Here is a 14,835-nt window from a genome sequence, read left to right on the forward strand (position 1 = left end):
ACGTCGAGGATGAGTACCAAGGACTTCATCGAGAAGGACTACTACAAGGTCCTCGGCGTCCCCAAGGACGCCACCGAAGCCGAGATCAAGAAGGCGTACCGCAAGCTGGCCCGGGAGAACCACCCGGACGCCAACGCGGGCGATCCCAAGGCCGAGGAGCGCTTCAAGGACGCCTCCGAGGCGTATGACGTGCTCGGCGACGCCAAACGGCGCAAGGAGTACGACGAGGCGCGCAGTCTCTTCGGCAACGGCGGCGGCTTCCGGCCCGGCGGCGGTGCGGGCGGGCCGGGCGGCGCCGGAACGTTCAACTTCGACCTGGGCGACCTGTTCGGCGGCCAGGGCGGCGGCGGAGCCGGCGGCCCCGGCGGTCCCGGTGGTGCCGGGGGCTTCGGCGGCGGGCTCGGCGACGTCTTCGGCGGGCTGTTCAACCGCGGCGGCGCCGGTACCCGCACCCAGCCCCGGCGCGGGCAGGACATCGAGTCCGAGGTGACGCTCAGCTTCACCGAGGCGGTGGACGGGGCCACGGTCCCGCTGCGGATGTCCTCCAGCGCCGCGTGCAAGGACTGCGCCGGGACGGGGGACAAGAACGGCACCCCGCGGGTGTGCCCCACCTGCGTGGGCACCGGGCAGGTCTCCCGGGGCACGGGCGGCGGCTTCTCGCTGACCGACCCGTGCGTGGACTGCAAGGGCCGCGGCCTGATCGCGCAGGACCCGTGCGACACCTGCAAGGGGTCCGGCCGGGCGACCAGCTCGCGCACGATGCAGGTCCGCATCCCGGCGGGCGTCACCGACGGGCAGCGCATCCGGCTGCGCGGCAAGGGCGCTCCCGGCGAGCGGGGCGGTCCCAACGGTGATCTGTATGTCGTCGTCAACGTGGACAAGCACCCGGTGTTCGGCCGCAGGGGCGACAATCTGACGGTCACCGTTCCGGTCACCTTCCCGGAGGCCGCGCTCGGCGGCGAGGTGAAGGTCCCCACGCTGGGCGGTCCGCCGGTCACCCTCAAGGTTCCGCCGGGTACGCCGTCCGGGCGGACGATGCGGGCCCGGGGCAAGGGCGCGGTCCGCAAGGACGGCACCCGCGGCGATCTGCTGGTGACGGTGGAGGTCGCGGTGCCGGTCGCGCTGGACGACGAGGCGAAGGACTCCCTGGAGTCCTACCGGGACGCGACGGCGGGTGAGGATCCGCGGGCCGCATTGTTCAAGGCAGCGAAGGGAGACTGAGGTGGACGGCCGGGACGGACGCAGACGCTTCGCGGCCGGGCGCTCCGCGGCGTACGAGCTGACGGACGAGTCTCCCGTCTACGTCATCTCGGTCGCAGCGCAGCTCTCGGGGCTGCACCCGCAGACCCTGCGGCAGTACGACCGGCTGGGGCTGGTCTCGCCCGACCGTACGCCCGGGCGGGGCCGCCGCTACTCGGCCCGCGACATCGAGCAGCTGCGCGAGGTGCAGCGGCTCAGTCAGGACGAGGGCATCAACCTCGCCGGTATCAAGCGGATCATCGAGCTGGAGAACCAGGTCGCGGCGCTCCAGCAGCGGGTGGTCGAGCTGTCGGCCGCGGTGGAGGGTGCCGCGGCGGCGATGCAGCAGCGGGAGGCTCAGGTGCACGCCTCCTACCGGCGCGATCTGGTGCCCTACGAGGACGTGCGCCAGTCCAGTGCGCTGGTGGTCTGGCGGCCCCGGCCCCGGGAGTGACCCGGGTCCGGCACCCGGCGGTCACCGCGCCGGGGCGGTCACTGCCGCCGGGGCCGGCCCCGGAAGCGGGTGCGGGGCGGGGCCGCCCGGCCTGCCGCTGCTACTTCGCGAAGCCGTGGGAGAGCAGCTTCTTCGCGTCCTTCGTGCGGTTGGCGGACGAGGAGGAGGCCAGCACGGTGCCGATCACGGTCCTGCCGCCCCGCTTGGCGGCGAAGACCAGGCAGTACTTCGCCTCGGGGCCGGAGCCGGTCTTGACGCCGAGCGCTCCGGAGTAGCCGCCCAGCAGCGGGTTGGTGTTGCGCCAGTTCATGTACCGGTAGCCGCCGCTCCTGGTGACCGTCTTCTGCTTGGTGGAGCGGGTTTTCACGATCGAGCGGAAGGTCGGGGAGCGCATCGCGTCGCGGGCGAGCTCGGTCAGATCGCGCGGGGTGGAGTAGTTGCGGCCCTTGCCGATGCCGTCGAACGAGTCGAAGTGCGTGTTCTTCAGGCCGAGGCCGCGGGCGGTGGAGTTCATCGAGCCGATGAAGGACTTCACCCGCGCGGAGCGGGTGCTGCCCTTGCCGAAGGTGTCGGCGAGTGCGTAGGCGGCGTCGCACCCGGAGGGCAGCATCATCCCGTAGAGGAGCTGGCGGACGGTGACCTTGTCGCCGACGATCAGCCGGGCCGAGGAGGCGGTGTTGCGGACGATGTAGTCGCTGTACGCCTTCCGGATGGTGACCTTCCGGGAGAGGTCGAGGTTCTTGCGGGCGAGTACCACCCGGGCAGTCATGATCTTGGTGGTCGAGCCGGTGGACCGCCGGGTGTCGGCGGCCTTGGTGTAGAGGCTCCTGCCGGTGCCGCTGTTCATCACGTAGCCGCCCCTGGCGGTGACGGACGGCTTCTTGGCGGCCGTGACCGCGGGGGCCGGGGCCGTGCGGGCGGTGGTCGGTGCGGTGGCCGCGGGGGCTGCCGCGGCGGCCGGGGCGGCCAGTGCGGCTGCCGTCAGTACGGCCGAGGAGGTGACCATCACCGTGGCGACACGGTGGGTGCCAGCAATGCCGATCTTCACTCTGTCAGCTCCAAATGCCGCTGCCGAGCGGCTCGTTGGGCGATTTCCGGGCCGGGGCGGCCGGGAACCAAGAAGGATCGTAGACGTTTTCAGGTTGAGTGGAATAGACTCAACTTGTTGCATGCTATGGGTAGCAAGTGCCGGTGATCGGGGCGCAGGGGCGCCAGGGCACGGCACCCGCAGCCAGCACTGGAGGAGGACGCAGGACAGTGGACGCGGAGCTGACCAACAAGAGCCGGGACGCCATCGGCGCGGCCAACGACCGGGCGGTGAGCGACGGGCACCCCGACATCACCCCGGCCCATCTGCTGCTCGCCCTGCTCACGGGCGAGGACAACGAGAACATCCAGGATCTGATCGCCGGCGTCGAGGCCGACCAGGCGGCGCTGCGCTCGGGCGCCGAACGGCTGCTCGCGGCCCTGCCCACCGTGCAGGGGCAGACGGTGAGCCGGCCGCAGGCCGACCGCGACCTGCTCGCCGTCATCGCCGACGCGGCCCAGCGCGCCAAGGACCTCGGCGACAGCTTCGTCTCCACCGAGCACCTGCTGATCGCGCTGGCGGCCAAGGGCGGCGCCACCGGCGAGCTGCTCGCGCAGCAGGGCGCCGACGACCGGAAGCTGCTGGACGCCTTCAGCGCGCAGCGCGGCAGCCGGCGGGTCACCAACCCGGACCCCGAGGGCACCTACAAGGCCCTGGAGAAGTTCGGCACCGACCTGACCGCCGCGGCCCGGGACGGCAAGCTCGACCCCGTCATCGGCCGGGACCAGGAGATCCGCCGGGTGGTGCAGGTGCTCTCCCGGCGCACCAAGAACAACCCCGTCCTCATCGGCGAGCCCGGTGTCGGCAAGACCGCCGTCGTCGAGGGGCTGGCCCAGCGGGTGGTCAAGGGCGACGTACCGGAGTCGCTGCGGAACAAGCGGCTGGTCGCCCTCGACCTGGGTGCCATGGTGGCGGGCGCCAAGTACCGCGGCGAGTTCGAGGAGCGGCTCAAGACCGTGCTCTCCGAGATCAAGGAGAGCGACGGCCAGATCATCACCTTCATCGACGAGCTGCACACCGTCGTCGGAGCGGGCGCGGGCGGCGACTCGGCGATGGACGCGGGCAACATGCTCAAGCCGATGCTGGCCCGCGGCGAGCTGCGGATGGTCGGCGCCACCACGCTGGACGAGTACCGCGAGCGGATCGAGAAGGACCCGGCCCTGGAGCGCCGCTTCCAGCAGGTGCTGGTGGCCGAGCCGACCGTCGAGGACTCCATCGCGATCCTGCGCGGGCTCAAGGGGCGGTACGAGGCGCACCACAAGGTGCAGATCTCCGACAGCGCGCTGGTGGCCGCCGCCGCCCTCTCGGACCGCTACATCACCTCCCGCTTCCTCCCCGACAAGGCCATCGACCTGGTGGACGAGGCGGCGTCCCGGCTCCGGATGGAGATCGACTCCTCACCCGTGGAGATCGACGAGCTCCAGCGGTCCGTCGACCGGCTCAAGATGGAGGAGCTGGCCCTGGACAAGGAGACCGACCCCGCCTCCGTCGAGCGACTGGAGCGGCTGCGCCGCGAGCTGGCCGACAAGGAGGAGGAGCTGCGCGGGCTCACCGCCCGCTGGGAGAAGGAGAAGCAGGGCCTCAACCGGGTCGGTGAGCTGAAGGAGACGCTGGACGAGCTGCGCGGTCAGGCCGAGCGCGCCCAGCGCGACGGCGACTTCGACACCGCCTCCAAGCTTCTCTACGGCGAGATCCCGGCCGTCGAGCGGGAGCTGGCGGCCGCCACCGAGGAGGAGGAAGAGGCCAAGAAGGAGATCGCGGCGGGCCAGTCCGGCAAGGACAGCAAGATGGTCAAGGAGGAGGTCGGCTCGGACGACATCGCCGACGTCGTCGCCTCCTGGACGGGCATTCCGGCCGGCCGGCTGCTGGAGGGCGAGACGCAGAAGCTCCTGCGGATGGAGGAGGAGCTCGGCAAGCGGCTGATCGGGCAGCGGGAGGCGGTGCGCGCGGTCTCCGACGCGGTGCGCCGCAGCCGGGCGGGCATCGCCGACCCCGACCGCCCCACCGGCTCGTTCCTGTTCCTGGGCCCCACCGGTGTCGGGAAGACGGAGCTGGCCAAGGCGCTCGCGGACTTCCTCTTCGACGACGAGCGGGCCATGGTCCGCATCGACATGAGCGAGTACGGGGAGAAGCACAGCGTCGCCCGGCTGGTCGGCGCGCCGCCCGGGTACGTCGGCTACGAGGAGGGCGGCCAGCTCACCGAGGCCGTGCGGCGCCGCCCCTACAGCGTCGTCCTGCTGGACGAGGTGGAGAAGGCGCACCACGAGGTCTTCGACGTGCTGCTCCAGGTCCTCGACGACGGCCGGCTCACCGACGGCCAGGGCCGCACCGTCGATTTCCGCAACACCATCCTCATCCTCACCTCCAATCTGGGCAGCCAGTTCCTGATGGACCCGCTGGAGAAGGAGGAGGAGAAGCGCCAACAGGTGCTCGCCGCCGTCCGGTCCGCCTTCCGGCCCGAGTTCCTCAACCGGCTGGACGACCTGGTGGTCTTCTCCGCGCTGGCCGGGGACGAGCTGCGGCGGATCGCCGGGCTCCAGGTCGACGCCCTGCAGGCCCGCCTCGCCGAGCGGCGGCTGACGCTGGACGTCACCCCCGCCGCGCTGGACTGGCTCGCCGCCGAGGGCAACGACCCCGCGTACGGTGCCCGGCCGCTGCGCCGCCTCGTCCAGACCGCCATCGGCGACCAGCTCGCCCGGGAGATCCTCGCGGGCGAGGTACGCGACGGCGACACCGTCCGGGTGGATCACGTCGAGGGGTGGGAGGGCCTGGTGGTGGGCTCCGCCGCCGCAGCGGCCGCCGGGGCCTGACCCCCTCGGAGGGGCCGGCCGCCGGGCCCTCCGCAGCCCGCCTCCCGCACCCCGGGCCCGGCGCCCCGGACGGCGGGGCCGCCCGGCCGCCCCGGGCATTCCGGGGCGTCGGTGCCGGAACCGGTGAAACGGTGAAAGGGTGGCGGGGTGCCGCACGCAGCGGGCGCCGCCCCTCCGCCGCCCCGGCCGGGCCGGACCCCCAGGGTTGTCACCGCGGGGGGCCCGTGCGGGAGGATGACCGAAGCCGTATGAAGGGAACACCCACGTGAGCATCGACCCGTCCTCGATCCCGAACTTCGGGGGCCAGCCCGAGGAGCCGGAGGAGTCCGGTCCCACCGGACCGATCATCCCCGACCAGGACCTCGTCAAGCAGCTCCTGGACCAGATGGAGCTGAAGTACGTCGTCGACGACGAGGGAGACCTCGCGGCGCCGTGGGAGGAGTTCCGCACCTACTTCATGTTCCGGGGTGAGGCGGAGCAGCAGGTCTTCTCGGTCCGTACGTTCTACGACCGGCCGCACACCATCGAGGACAAGCCCAAGCTGCTGGAGGCCATCGACGACTGGAACCGCCGCACCCTGTGGCCCAAGGTCTACAGCCACACCCACGACGACGGCAGCGTCCGGCTGATCGGTGAGGCGCAGATGCTGGTGGGTACGGGCGTCTCGCTGGAGCACTTCGTCTCGTCCACGGTCAGCTGGGTGCGCGCCAGCATCGAGTTCGACAAGTGGCTGGTGGAGCAGTTCGGCCTGGAGAAGGACATCGACTCCTCCGAGGGCGACGGCGGCGACGCGTAACGGCGTCGGCACCCCGAGTTCCCGAAGGGCCGGGCGCATCCCCGGGATGCGCCCGGCCCTTCGCCTGTCCGCGCCCCCGGCGCCCGGACCCGCACCGTGCCTGCTGCGCCCGCTCCCCTCCCGGCGGCTCCCGGCTTCCGTTCCCCGGTCCCCGCCGGACCCCTGACATCCGTCAGGTACCGCGCGGCATCCCGTGCCGGGAGACTCCTGGACAGGCGCGCGGGACCCGCGGAACGGGGGAAGCACGGGGGGAGAGCGGGTCCCGCGTACGGGGGCGCGGGCACGGGGGGCTCGCGCACCGGGGGTGGCGGGTCAGCCGGTGCCCGCCACACCCCGCAGCCGCCGCGCGGCCTCGTCCAGCACGTCCTCCCGTTTGCAGCACGCGTCCGAGCGCACACCGGGGACGGGCGAGCAGCCTGGACTAGAAATCAGAGCAGAGTCTGAGTAAGCTCTGATTATGTCTGCTGTGCGCCTGGACGACGAAGCGGAATCCGTCTCCTTCACCGACCTCTCCCGCAACCCGAGAGGTATTGCGGCCAGAGCTGCTGCCCTGGGGAGCCTTCGCGTCACGCATCGGGACGCGCCGGACATGGTGCTGACCACCGTTCTCCGCGCGGAGAACGCCGAGGAGAACCTGACCACCGCCTCACGGCTCTTTCTCGCGCTGATGAAGCAGGACGAGGGCGTCAAGTCGCTCCTTCTCGCGTTGCCCGAGGTGTTCCCCTGGGTGCGTCACCTGGATGCGGAGGAGGTGCGGGGCTTCACCGTCGAGCTCCTCGAAGCACTCTCGGACGCCGCCGAGTTGGGGGCGGGGGAAGCCGTGCACCGCGCGATCGTCTCCTGGCGTGCCACGGCCCGCATCAATGCCGATCCCGACCAGCTCAGTGCATCTCTGCGCCCGCTCGAAGGTGATGATCTCGGCCAGGTCGAGGTGCGTGCGTGAGCCCGAAGAAAGGGGATCGAGTCAGCGTTCCTCCTCTCACCGGGTGGAACGTCGTCTTCGGGTGCACGGACGCGGTGACAGGCTGGGAGGAACTGTGTCGGGTGGCGTTACCAAGCGCGCATCGCTGCCTGGACGCGCTGCGTGCGGATCCTCTCTGCCGGACCAACTGGAACCGGCAGCACCAGTTGCGCGGAAGGCACGCGACCAAAGTGTGGAAGGGCTCTGATCTGGAGCAGTGGGAGTACGAGGTCACCAGCGGCGGCCGAGTCCGCTATCCGGTCAGCGTGGAGACATCCACAGTGATCCTTGTCCATGCCTCTCCACGGCACCCGAAGGACACCGAGTGAAGTCGGTTTGGTCCAGGGGCGACGGTTCTCCTCGCACCGGCCCCGGGCACGTATGCCCGACGCCTGTCAGGGCGCGAGCTGCTTGAGGCGTGCCACCGCTTCGTCCAGCACGTCCTCCCGCTTGCAGAACGCGAAGCGGACGTAGGGGGCGCCCTCCGCCGCGTGGTCGTAGAAGACCTGGGTGGGGACGGCGACGACGCCGACGCGCTCGGGGAGGGCGAGGCAGAAGGCGACTCCGTCGGTGGCGCCGAGCGGGCGGATGTCGGTGGTGATGAAGTAGGTGCCCTGCGGGCGGTGCACCGCGAAGCCTGCTTCCGCCAGTCCGCCGGCCAGCAGGTCCCGGCGGCGGCGCAGGCCCTCGCGCAGGTCGGTGTAGTAGCTGTCGGGCAGTGCCAGGGCCTCCGCGACGGCGTACTGGAAGGGTCCCGCCGACACGAAGGTCAGATACTGCTTGGCCGCGCGTACGGCGGTCACCAGCGCGGGGGTGCCGGTGACCCAGCCGACCTTCCAGCCGGTGAAGGAGAACGTCTTCCCGCTGGAGGAGATGGTGACCGTGCGCTCCCGCATCCCGGGGAAGCCCGCCAGCGGGTGGTGCGCGCCGTCGAACACGAGGTGCTCGTAGACCTCGTCGGTGACGGCGAGCAGATCGCGCTCCACGCACAGTTCGGCGACGGCGGCCAGTTCGTCGCGGCGCAGCACGGTGCCGGTGGGGTTGTGCGGGGTGTTGAGGAGCAGGAGCCGGGTGCGGTCGGTGACGGCGTCCCGCAGTTCGTCCAGGTCGAGGTGGTAGGTGCCGTCCCGGGGGCGCAGGGTGACGGGCACCCGGGTGCCGCCCGCCATCGCGATGGAGGCCGCGTAGGAGTCGTAGTACGGCTCCAGGGCGATGACCTCGTCGCCGGGTTCGACCAGCGCCAGCAGCGAGGCGGCGATGGCCTCGGTGGCGCCCGCGGTGACCAGCACCTCGGTGTCGGGGTCGTAGTGCAGGCCGTAGAAGCGCCGCTGATGGTCGGCCACGGCCGTGCGCAGTTCGGGGATGCCCGGACCCGGCGGGTACTGGTTGCCCCGGCCGTCCCGCAACGCGCGGACCGCGGCCTCCCGGACCTCCTCGGGGCCGTCCGTGTCGGGGAACCCCTGGCCCAGGTTGATCGCGCCGGTCCGGACGGCGAGCGCGGACATCTCGGCGAAGATCGTGGTGCCGAACCCGGCGAGGCGGCGGTTGAGCAGCGGGCGCCCTTCACCGGACTCCGTCCGGGCGGCGTCCGCGGCCCCCGGCGCTCCCGGGGCGGCGGCGTGGCCAGCAGTCATGGCAGCCATCCTCCGGCAAGCTCTGGTCTTCCTCAACCCGGCATTGCCCACCGGCGGCAGCGGGCAGAAGCCGACTACGCCTGCGGACGGCAGCACGGTTGTACGAGAAGGGAATTGCCGTTCACGGAACTTCGAGGGGGAAGCGCCCATGTCCCAGGTTCTGGTGTTCGTCGGCATCGTCACCGCCTTCGCCCTCGTCGCGGTGCTCGCCAGGCCGGCCCTCTCCGGCCGTCCGCGGCGCCGCCCGCCTCGCGACGGCTCCCGGCGGGCCGGATCCGGCCGCGGCAACCGCGGCGCGTACGACGGCGACATCCCGACCGGCGGCGGCCCGGTGTACGGAGGCGGCGCTTCGCGGAGCGGTGACGCTTCGGGCGACGGCGACCCCTCTTCCGGCGATGACGGGTCGTACGGCGATGACGGGCCGTACGGCGGTGACGGGTCGTACGGCGACGGCGACTGAAGCCCTCGCGCGGACGGCGCGCGACGAGGCCCGCGCCCGGACTCCGCGCCCTGCGCCCTGCGCCCGCGCCCGGGCTCCGCGCCCGCGCCCGGGCAACCGCGACCCGCGCCCGCGCCCCTGCTCCGCCTCCGGTGCTCTGTGCCCCGCGGTGCGGTGCTCCGCGCCCGGGCGGCGCCCTGCTCCGCAGCTCCGCGGGTGGCCGACGGTGGTCGGACGGGAAGGGAACACATGACCTCATCCATACCTATGGGATGGAAATCCGTAGAACCTGGGTAAAAGCGCTGTGGGTACGGCGTTTCCGTGATTCGGTGAATCGTGAACTGTCGTCCCCGCGCCTCCTGGTCCCCGGCCCGGAGGTGCGGGAGATCGAGGGGTGGGGCGGCCCACTCCTCCCTGCGTGTCTGCGGAGCCGACCCATGCTCACCACTTTGAAAACCGCCTACACCGACACCCGCGCGCACGACCTCGCCTGGGACCTGGGTCGTGCGCCGCTGCCCGCACTCGCCTGCATGGATGTCGAACTGGACGGCACCCACGTGCAGTTGCGGCTGCTGGGCGCCTCGCATCAGGTCCTGCTCGGCGACGACTTCGGCGGATGCTGCGAGACCGTCGCCTGCCTGCCGGGCAGCAGCACCCCGCTCCCGCTGGGCGTCTCCAAGCGCTTCACGGGCTGGGAGTACGAGTTCGCGGCCCGCGTCGAGCGGCTGTCGCCCAGCTCGTTCTCCGGGCGCGCACAGGAGTTGCTCGCGCTGGTCGCGGACCACCCCCACGGTTTCGCGGGGACGTTCCCCGGGGCGCCGAGTGCCTTCACCGCGCTGCTCGTCCAGCGGCACGAGGGGCAGATCCGCTGGCGCACCTGGCATTCCTATCCGCAGGAGGGGTCGTTGGTCTCGACCCGGACCCGGGTGGCCACCCGGGCACGGAGAGGGACGGGCGGAGCCCCGGGGCCGGAGGGGGCTTCCGTGATCCCGCTCCGCCGCGGCCCGGCCATGGCCTGAGTGGATCCGGCCCGGCGCACGGCCGGCACGCCCGGCCCGGTACGACCCGCGCGGCGCGGCCCGGGACGGCTCCGCGCGCGGTGTGCCGAGAGCCCCTCCGGGCCCTGTCCGGCGGGAAGACCGCCCCCGCCGGAAGCACTCATGTGAGTGACCTAAGGTGTCTATGATGTGACGTAGCGTGCACCCATGATCGACCGTCCACCGCCCTCCGTGGAGAGCCCGCGGCTGCCCGTCCCCGCGGGGTTCGGGCGCGGCCTGGTCCTCGCCTCGGTGTTCGTGTGTGCGGCCTGCGGTCTCGTCTACGAACTCGAACTGGTCGCCGTGGCCTCCTCGCTGGTCGGGGACTCGGTCACCCAGGCGTCCGTCGTCCTGTCCGTCATGGTCTTCGCGATGGGCGTCGGCTCGCTGCTGGCCAAGCGGTTGCGCTGCCACGCCGCCGCGGGCTTCGGCTGCGTCGAGGCGCTGCTCGCGCTGGTCGGCGGCGGTTCGGCGATGGGGATGTACGCCTCCTTCGCCTGGCTGGGCGGAGCCCGGGTGGCGCTGGTCGTCATCTCCTTCACCATCGGAGTGCTGATCGGCGCGGAGATGCCGCTGCTGATGACCCTGATCCAGCGGATCCGCGCGCAGGACCCCGGCGGAGCCCTCGCCGACCTGTTCGCCGCCGACTACGTGGGGGCGCTGGTCGGCGGGCTGACCTTTCCGTTCCTGCTGCTGCCGCTGGCCGGGGAGTTGACCGGCGCGCTGCTCACCGGGGTGGTGAACGCGGTGGCCGGAGGTCTGGTCGTGCAGTGGCTCTTCCGCCACGATCTGACGGGCCCGGTGCGCTGCCGGCTGCTGGCGGCCAACGGCTGCGTACTCCTCCTGCTGCTCGCGGGCACGGCGTTCGCCGGGCCGTTCGAACACGCCGCGCGGCAGGCGGTGTTCGGCGAGGACGTCCGGGTGGCCGTGCGCACCGACCGGCAGGAACTCGTCCTGACCGGCGGCGCGACCCGCGGCGAGTGGCCGGCGGCGGGCGAGCTGCGGCTGTTCCGGGACGGTGCGCTGGTGCTGCGGGGCCGCAGCGCCCGCGCCGAGTACCGGGCCCTGGTCCGGCCCGCGCTGTCCGGCGGCCCGCGCGCCCGGGTGCTTCTCGTCGGCGGCGGTGACGGGGTCGCGCTGCGCGAGGTGCTGCGCCACCCGGAGGTGCGCGAGGTCACGGTGGTGGGGAGTGACCCCGGTGTCGTCCGGCTCGCGCGGCGGGATCCGGGGCTGCGCGCCCTCAACGGCGGAGCCCTGGAGGACCGGCGCGTGCGGTTCGTGCGGGCCGACGCCTTCGACTGGCTGCGCGACCGGGTGCGTTCCGGGGCCGCCCCGTTCGATGTGGTGATCTCCGCGTTGGCCGCCCCGCGGGTCGCCGGCCCCGAGCTGTACTCGCAGGAGTTCTACGGTCTCGCCGCACGCGTGCTCGCCGAGGAGGGGCGCCTCGCCGTGCGGGCGGGCGCGCCCGCCGAGCGGGTCCGCGCCTTCTGGACCGTGCACGCCACCCTGCGGGCCGCCGAGCTGAGCCCCTGCCCCTACCCGGACGCCGCCGACGACGGCGGGTTCCTGCTGGCCCGGCACGCCCGGCCCGCGCCGCAGGACTGCGAACCGGCCGGGGGCCGGACCGCCTCGCTGCCGCAGGGCGATCCGCGGGCCCGCCCCTCCACGCTGATGCACCCGCGCTATCCGGGCTGACGCGGCCGCCCGCACCGCCCGTGCCGGGCCGATCGGCTGACCGCGCCGGGCCCGGATCCGAGGTGCGGAGCGGGCCCGCCCACACGGGTGTGGGAAAGATGCGGCCCGGTCATATGTGCGCCGCACCGCTGGGTAATAGGCTCCGGCCCATGGAGCACGAGGTGTACGTACCGCTTTCCGTCGGCTCGGTGCGGGCCGCCCTCACCGACAGCGCCCGTGTCGCCCGCTGCGTGCCCGGCTTCCAGCAGGAGCAGCAGGAGCAGGCCGACGGGCGGGGGGCCGAGCGGGTGGCCGGCCGGTTGAAGGTCCGGATCGGCGGCTCGACCATCACCTACCGCGGCGCCCTCACCCTCACTCCGCACGGCGGCACCGGCCCCGCGGCGGCTCCCGACGCGCTGGAGCGGCTGGAGGTGGAGGGCAGCGGCGGCGAGGCCCGGGGTGAGGGCACCGTCGAACTCGCGCTCTCCGTCGAGCCGCGGTCCGCCGACGACGGCGAGGGCACCGCGCTGGTCTGCGTCGGCACGGTGACCGGTACCGGCAGGCTCGCCGCGTTCGAGCAGAAGACGGCCACGTCGGCGGGGGTGCGGCTGCTCGACAGGTTCGCCGCGGCCCTCGGCGACAGCATCCGCGCCGAACCGCCCGCGGGCAGTCCGGAGGCGGAAGCGCCCGGTGGCGCGTCCGGCGACGGTGGACCGGAGGGCCGCGAGGGTCCGGTCGCGGGCGGTATCGGCGCGCCCGGCGACAACGAGCGGGCGATCCCGGGAATCCCGGAGCCGGAACCGGAGCCGGAGCGCACCCCGCTGTTCGAGACCGAGGTGCCGCCCTCGTCGCTGGGCCGCGACGAGGAGTCGGAGCTGGACGCGGCCGAGGGAACGGGCGGGACGGCCGGGGCGGACGAGCCGGGTGGTCCGGAGGGGCCCGACGGCGGTCCGGAGGGGCTCAACGCGGAGGCCGCGCACGCCCGGCGCACGATGATCGGGCGCAGCGCGGAGGAGGTGGACCACGCCCCGCCGCGCGGCCGCTACGCCCCGGTCCCGGCCCCGGAGCAGGGCTCGGCGACCGCCACCCTGCGCTGGGCCGCACCGGCCGCCGCCGCGATGGTGGCGGGCGCTGTCGTGCTCGGCCGGGTGCTCCGGCGACGGCGCTGACAGCGGGTCTTGCGGCGGGGTTGCTGACACCGCCGTTATGGTCGCTGTATGACTGATCTGCCCACCTCCGCAGAAGCCACGTCCGTTGTGCTCAGCGCCCAGGGGACCGAGGTGTCGGTCGAACCCGGGCGCGGGTGCCGGCTCGCCTCCCTCCGGGTGGGCGGCACCGAACTCCTGCGCCAGGGGCCGCAGTACGGCTCCTTCGTGATGGCGCCCTGGTGCGGCCGTACCGCGCAGGGGCGGTTCCGCAACGGCGGCGAGATGTTCCAACTGCCGTTGAACGGGGGCTCCTCCCGGCCGGATGCCGGGGCGGGCCCGCACGCCCTCCACGGCACCGTCCGCGACGCGGTCTGGCGTCAGGCGCCCGGCGGCACCGACACCAAGGCGTCCTTCACCTACGACCTGACCGACCCGTGGCCCTGGGAGGGCCGGGTGACCCAGGTCGTCGAGCTCGCCGAGGACGGCGGTTCGCTCACCCTCAAGCTCGCCGTCGAGACCTTCGACGTCTCCTTCCCGGCGCAGGCCGGATGGCATCCCTGGTTCCTCCGCAATCTCGGCAAGGGCGGGGAGGACGTCCGGCTCGATTTCTCGCCGGAGTGGCAGGAGGAGCGGGGCGAGGACCACATCCCGACCGGCAAGCGGATCGCGCCGCAGCCGGGGCCGTGGGACGACTGCTTCGGGATGCCGGGCGGTGTCGACGCCACCCTCACCTGGCCCTCCGAGCTGTCCCTGCGGATCACCTCGCGCGCCGAGTACGTGGTGGTCTACGACGAGCCGGCGGAGGCCGTCTGCGTGGAGCCGCAGAGCGGTCCCCCCGACGGGCTCAACTCCCACCCGCGCCAGGTGACCCCGCTGGACCCGCTGGAGCTGACGACCACATGGAGCTGGCAGCGGCTGTAGGTGGTGGTTGCCGGGGCGCGGGCCGGGGGCGCATAGGCTGAGGTCCCATGAACGACGACGTGCGCGCCGCGCTGCTGCGGCAGATCAAGGACAAGGCCGTGGTGCACGGCCGGGTCACCCTCTCCTCGGGTGCGGAGGCCGACTTCTACGTCGACCTCCGCCGGGTCACCCTGGACGGGGAGGCGGCGCCCCTGGCGGGCCAGGTGATGCTGGATGTGACGGAGCATCTGGACTTCGACGCGGTGGGCGGCCTCACCCTGGGGGCCGACCCGGTCGCGACGGCGATGCTGCACGCCGCCGCTGCCCGCGGCCGGCACCTCGACGCGTTCGTCGTCCGCAAGGCGGGCAAGGCGCACGGGCTGCAGCGCCGGATCGAGGGCCCGGATGTGGCGGGGCGCCGGGTGCTGATCGTGGAGGACACCTCGACGACCGGGAACTCGCCGCTGACCGCCGTCGAGGCGGCCCGGCAGGCGGGTGCCGAGGTGGTCGCGGTGGCGACCATCGTGGAGCGCGGCGCGGCCGGGGCGATGGAGCGGGCCGGAGTGCCGTATGTCCATGCGTTCGATTTGTCCGACCTCGAACTGGCCTGAGCGTCCGGCCTGTCCGCGGCTGCTGTTTCACGTGAAACGCATTCG

Annotated in this window: 14 protein-coding genes; 12 read left to right on the plus strand and 2 right to left on the minus strand. The window is 72.9% G+C overall.

What is annotated here, in order from left to right; translation table 11 throughout:
* Positions 1 to 9: 9 nt before the first annotated feature.
* Both dnaJ and A949_RS0105635 read left to right on the plus strand, forming a co-directional pair.
* On the plus strand, positions 10 to 1,221 hold the full coding sequence (gene dnaJ / locus A949_RS0105630; RefSeq protein WP_019355032.1) for a molecular chaperone DnaJ: 1,212 nt from the start codon (positions 10 to 12) through the stop codon (positions 1,219 to 1,221).
* A 1-nt stretch (position 1,222) separates the two neighbouring features.
* Positions 1,223 to 1,693, plus strand: coding sequence for a heat shock protein transcriptional repressor HspR (locus tag A949_RS0105635; RefSeq protein ID WP_019355033.1), 471 nt, complete (start codon positions 1,223 to 1,225; stop codon positions 1,691 to 1,693).
* 100 nt (positions 1,694 to 1,793) lie between these two features.
* Here the strand turns inward: A949_RS0105635 and A949_RS0105640 are convergent, their stop codons facing one another.
* Positions 1,794 to 2,741, minus strand: a complete 948-nt coding sequence (locus A949_RS0105640) for a D-alanyl-D-alanine carboxypeptidase family protein (RefSeq protein WP_019355034.1) — start codon at positions 2,739 to 2,741, stop codon at positions 1,794 to 1,796.
* Positions 2,742 to 2,950: 209 nt separating this feature from the next.
* Between A949_RS0105640 and clpB the strand changes: the two genes are divergently transcribed.
* From clpB to A949_RS36200, 4 genes are all read left to right on the plus strand, one after another.
* Positions 2,951 to 5,590 (plus strand): ATP-dependent chaperone ClpB, encoded by a 2,640-nt coding sequence (clpB, locus tag A949_RS0105645; RefSeq protein ID WP_019355035.1) that lies wholly within the window; start codon positions 2,951 to 2,953, stop codon positions 5,588 to 5,590.
* Positions 5,591 to 5,855: 265 nt separating this feature from the next.
* Positions 5,856 to 6,386 (plus strand): YbjN domain-containing protein, encoded by a 531-nt coding sequence (locus tag A949_RS0105650; protein ID WP_019355036.1) that lies wholly within the window; start codon positions 5,856 to 5,858, stop codon positions 6,384 to 6,386.
* Positions 6,387 to 6,843: 457 nt separating this feature from the next.
* Positions 6,844 to 7,329 (plus strand): hypothetical protein, encoded by a 486-nt coding sequence (locus A949_RS0105660; RefSeq protein ID WP_026004371.1) that lies wholly within the window; start codon positions 6,844 to 6,846, stop codon positions 7,327 to 7,329.
* Positions 7,326 to 7,676: a hypothetical protein gene (locus A949_RS36200; protein WP_078565345.1), complete on the plus strand. Its 351-nt coding sequence runs from the start codon at positions 7,326 to 7,328 to the stop codon at positions 7,674 to 7,676. Before A949_RS0105660 ends, A949_RS36200 begins: the two co-directional genes overlap by 4 nt.
* A gap of 66 nt (positions 7,677 to 7,742) precedes the next feature.
* Here the strand turns inward: A949_RS36200 and A949_RS0105665 are convergent, their stop codons facing one another.
* Positions 7,743 to 8,981 (minus strand): pyridoxal phosphate-dependent aminotransferase, encoded by a 1,239-nt coding sequence (locus tag A949_RS0105665; RefSeq protein ID WP_019355038.1) that lies wholly within the window; start codon positions 8,979 to 8,981, stop codon positions 7,743 to 7,745.
* A 148-nt stretch (positions 8,982 to 9,129) separates the two neighbouring features.
* Here A949_RS0105665 and A949_RS0105670 point away from each other — a divergent pair, with 148 nt between their 5' ends.
* The 6 genes from A949_RS0105670 to pyrE all read left to right on the plus strand — a co-directional run bounded on the left by A949_RS0105670 (position 9,130) and on the right by pyrE (position 14,790).
* A complete protein-coding gene (locus A949_RS0105670) occupies positions 9,130 to 9,441 on the plus strand; it encodes a hypothetical protein (RefSeq protein WP_019355039.1) in 312 nt (103 codons plus the stop codon).
* Positions 9,442 to 9,857: 416 nt separating this feature from the next.
* Entirely contained in the window at positions 9,858 to 10,439 is a 582-nt protein-coding gene (locus tag A949_RS32615; RefSeq protein WP_019355040.1) for a DUF2617 family protein, read from the plus strand.
* Positions 10,440 to 10,625: 186 nt separating this feature from the next.
* Positions 10,626 to 12,152 carry a hypothetical protein gene (locus A949_RS0105680; protein ID WP_019355041.1) on the plus strand — a complete coding sequence of 509 codons (1,527 nt, stop codon included), beginning with the start codon at positions 10,626 to 10,628 and terminating at the stop codon, positions 12,150 to 12,152.
* Between the two features lie 149 nt (positions 12,153 to 12,301).
* A complete protein-coding gene (locus tag A949_RS0105685; protein ID WP_019355042.1) occupies positions 12,302 to 13,300 on the plus strand; it encodes a hypothetical protein in 999 nt (332 codons plus the stop codon).
* Positions 13,301 to 13,348: 48 nt separating this feature from the next.
* On the plus strand, positions 13,349 to 14,200 hold the full coding sequence (locus A949_RS0105690; protein ID WP_051019392.1) for an aldose epimerase family protein: 852 nt from the start codon (positions 13,349 to 13,351) through the stop codon (positions 14,198 to 14,200).
* A gap of 47 nt (positions 14,201 to 14,247) precedes the next feature.
* Entirely contained in the window at positions 14,248 to 14,790 is a 543-nt protein-coding gene (gene pyrE, locus A949_RS0105695; protein WP_019355044.1) for an orotate phosphoribosyltransferase, read from the plus strand.
* Positions 14,791 to 14,835 lie beyond the last annotated feature (45 nt).

The organism is Streptomyces sp. AA1529, from assembly GCF_000280905.1.
Taxonomy (GTDB): domain Bacteria; phylum Actinomycetota; class Actinomycetes; order Streptomycetales; family Streptomycetaceae; genus Streptomyces.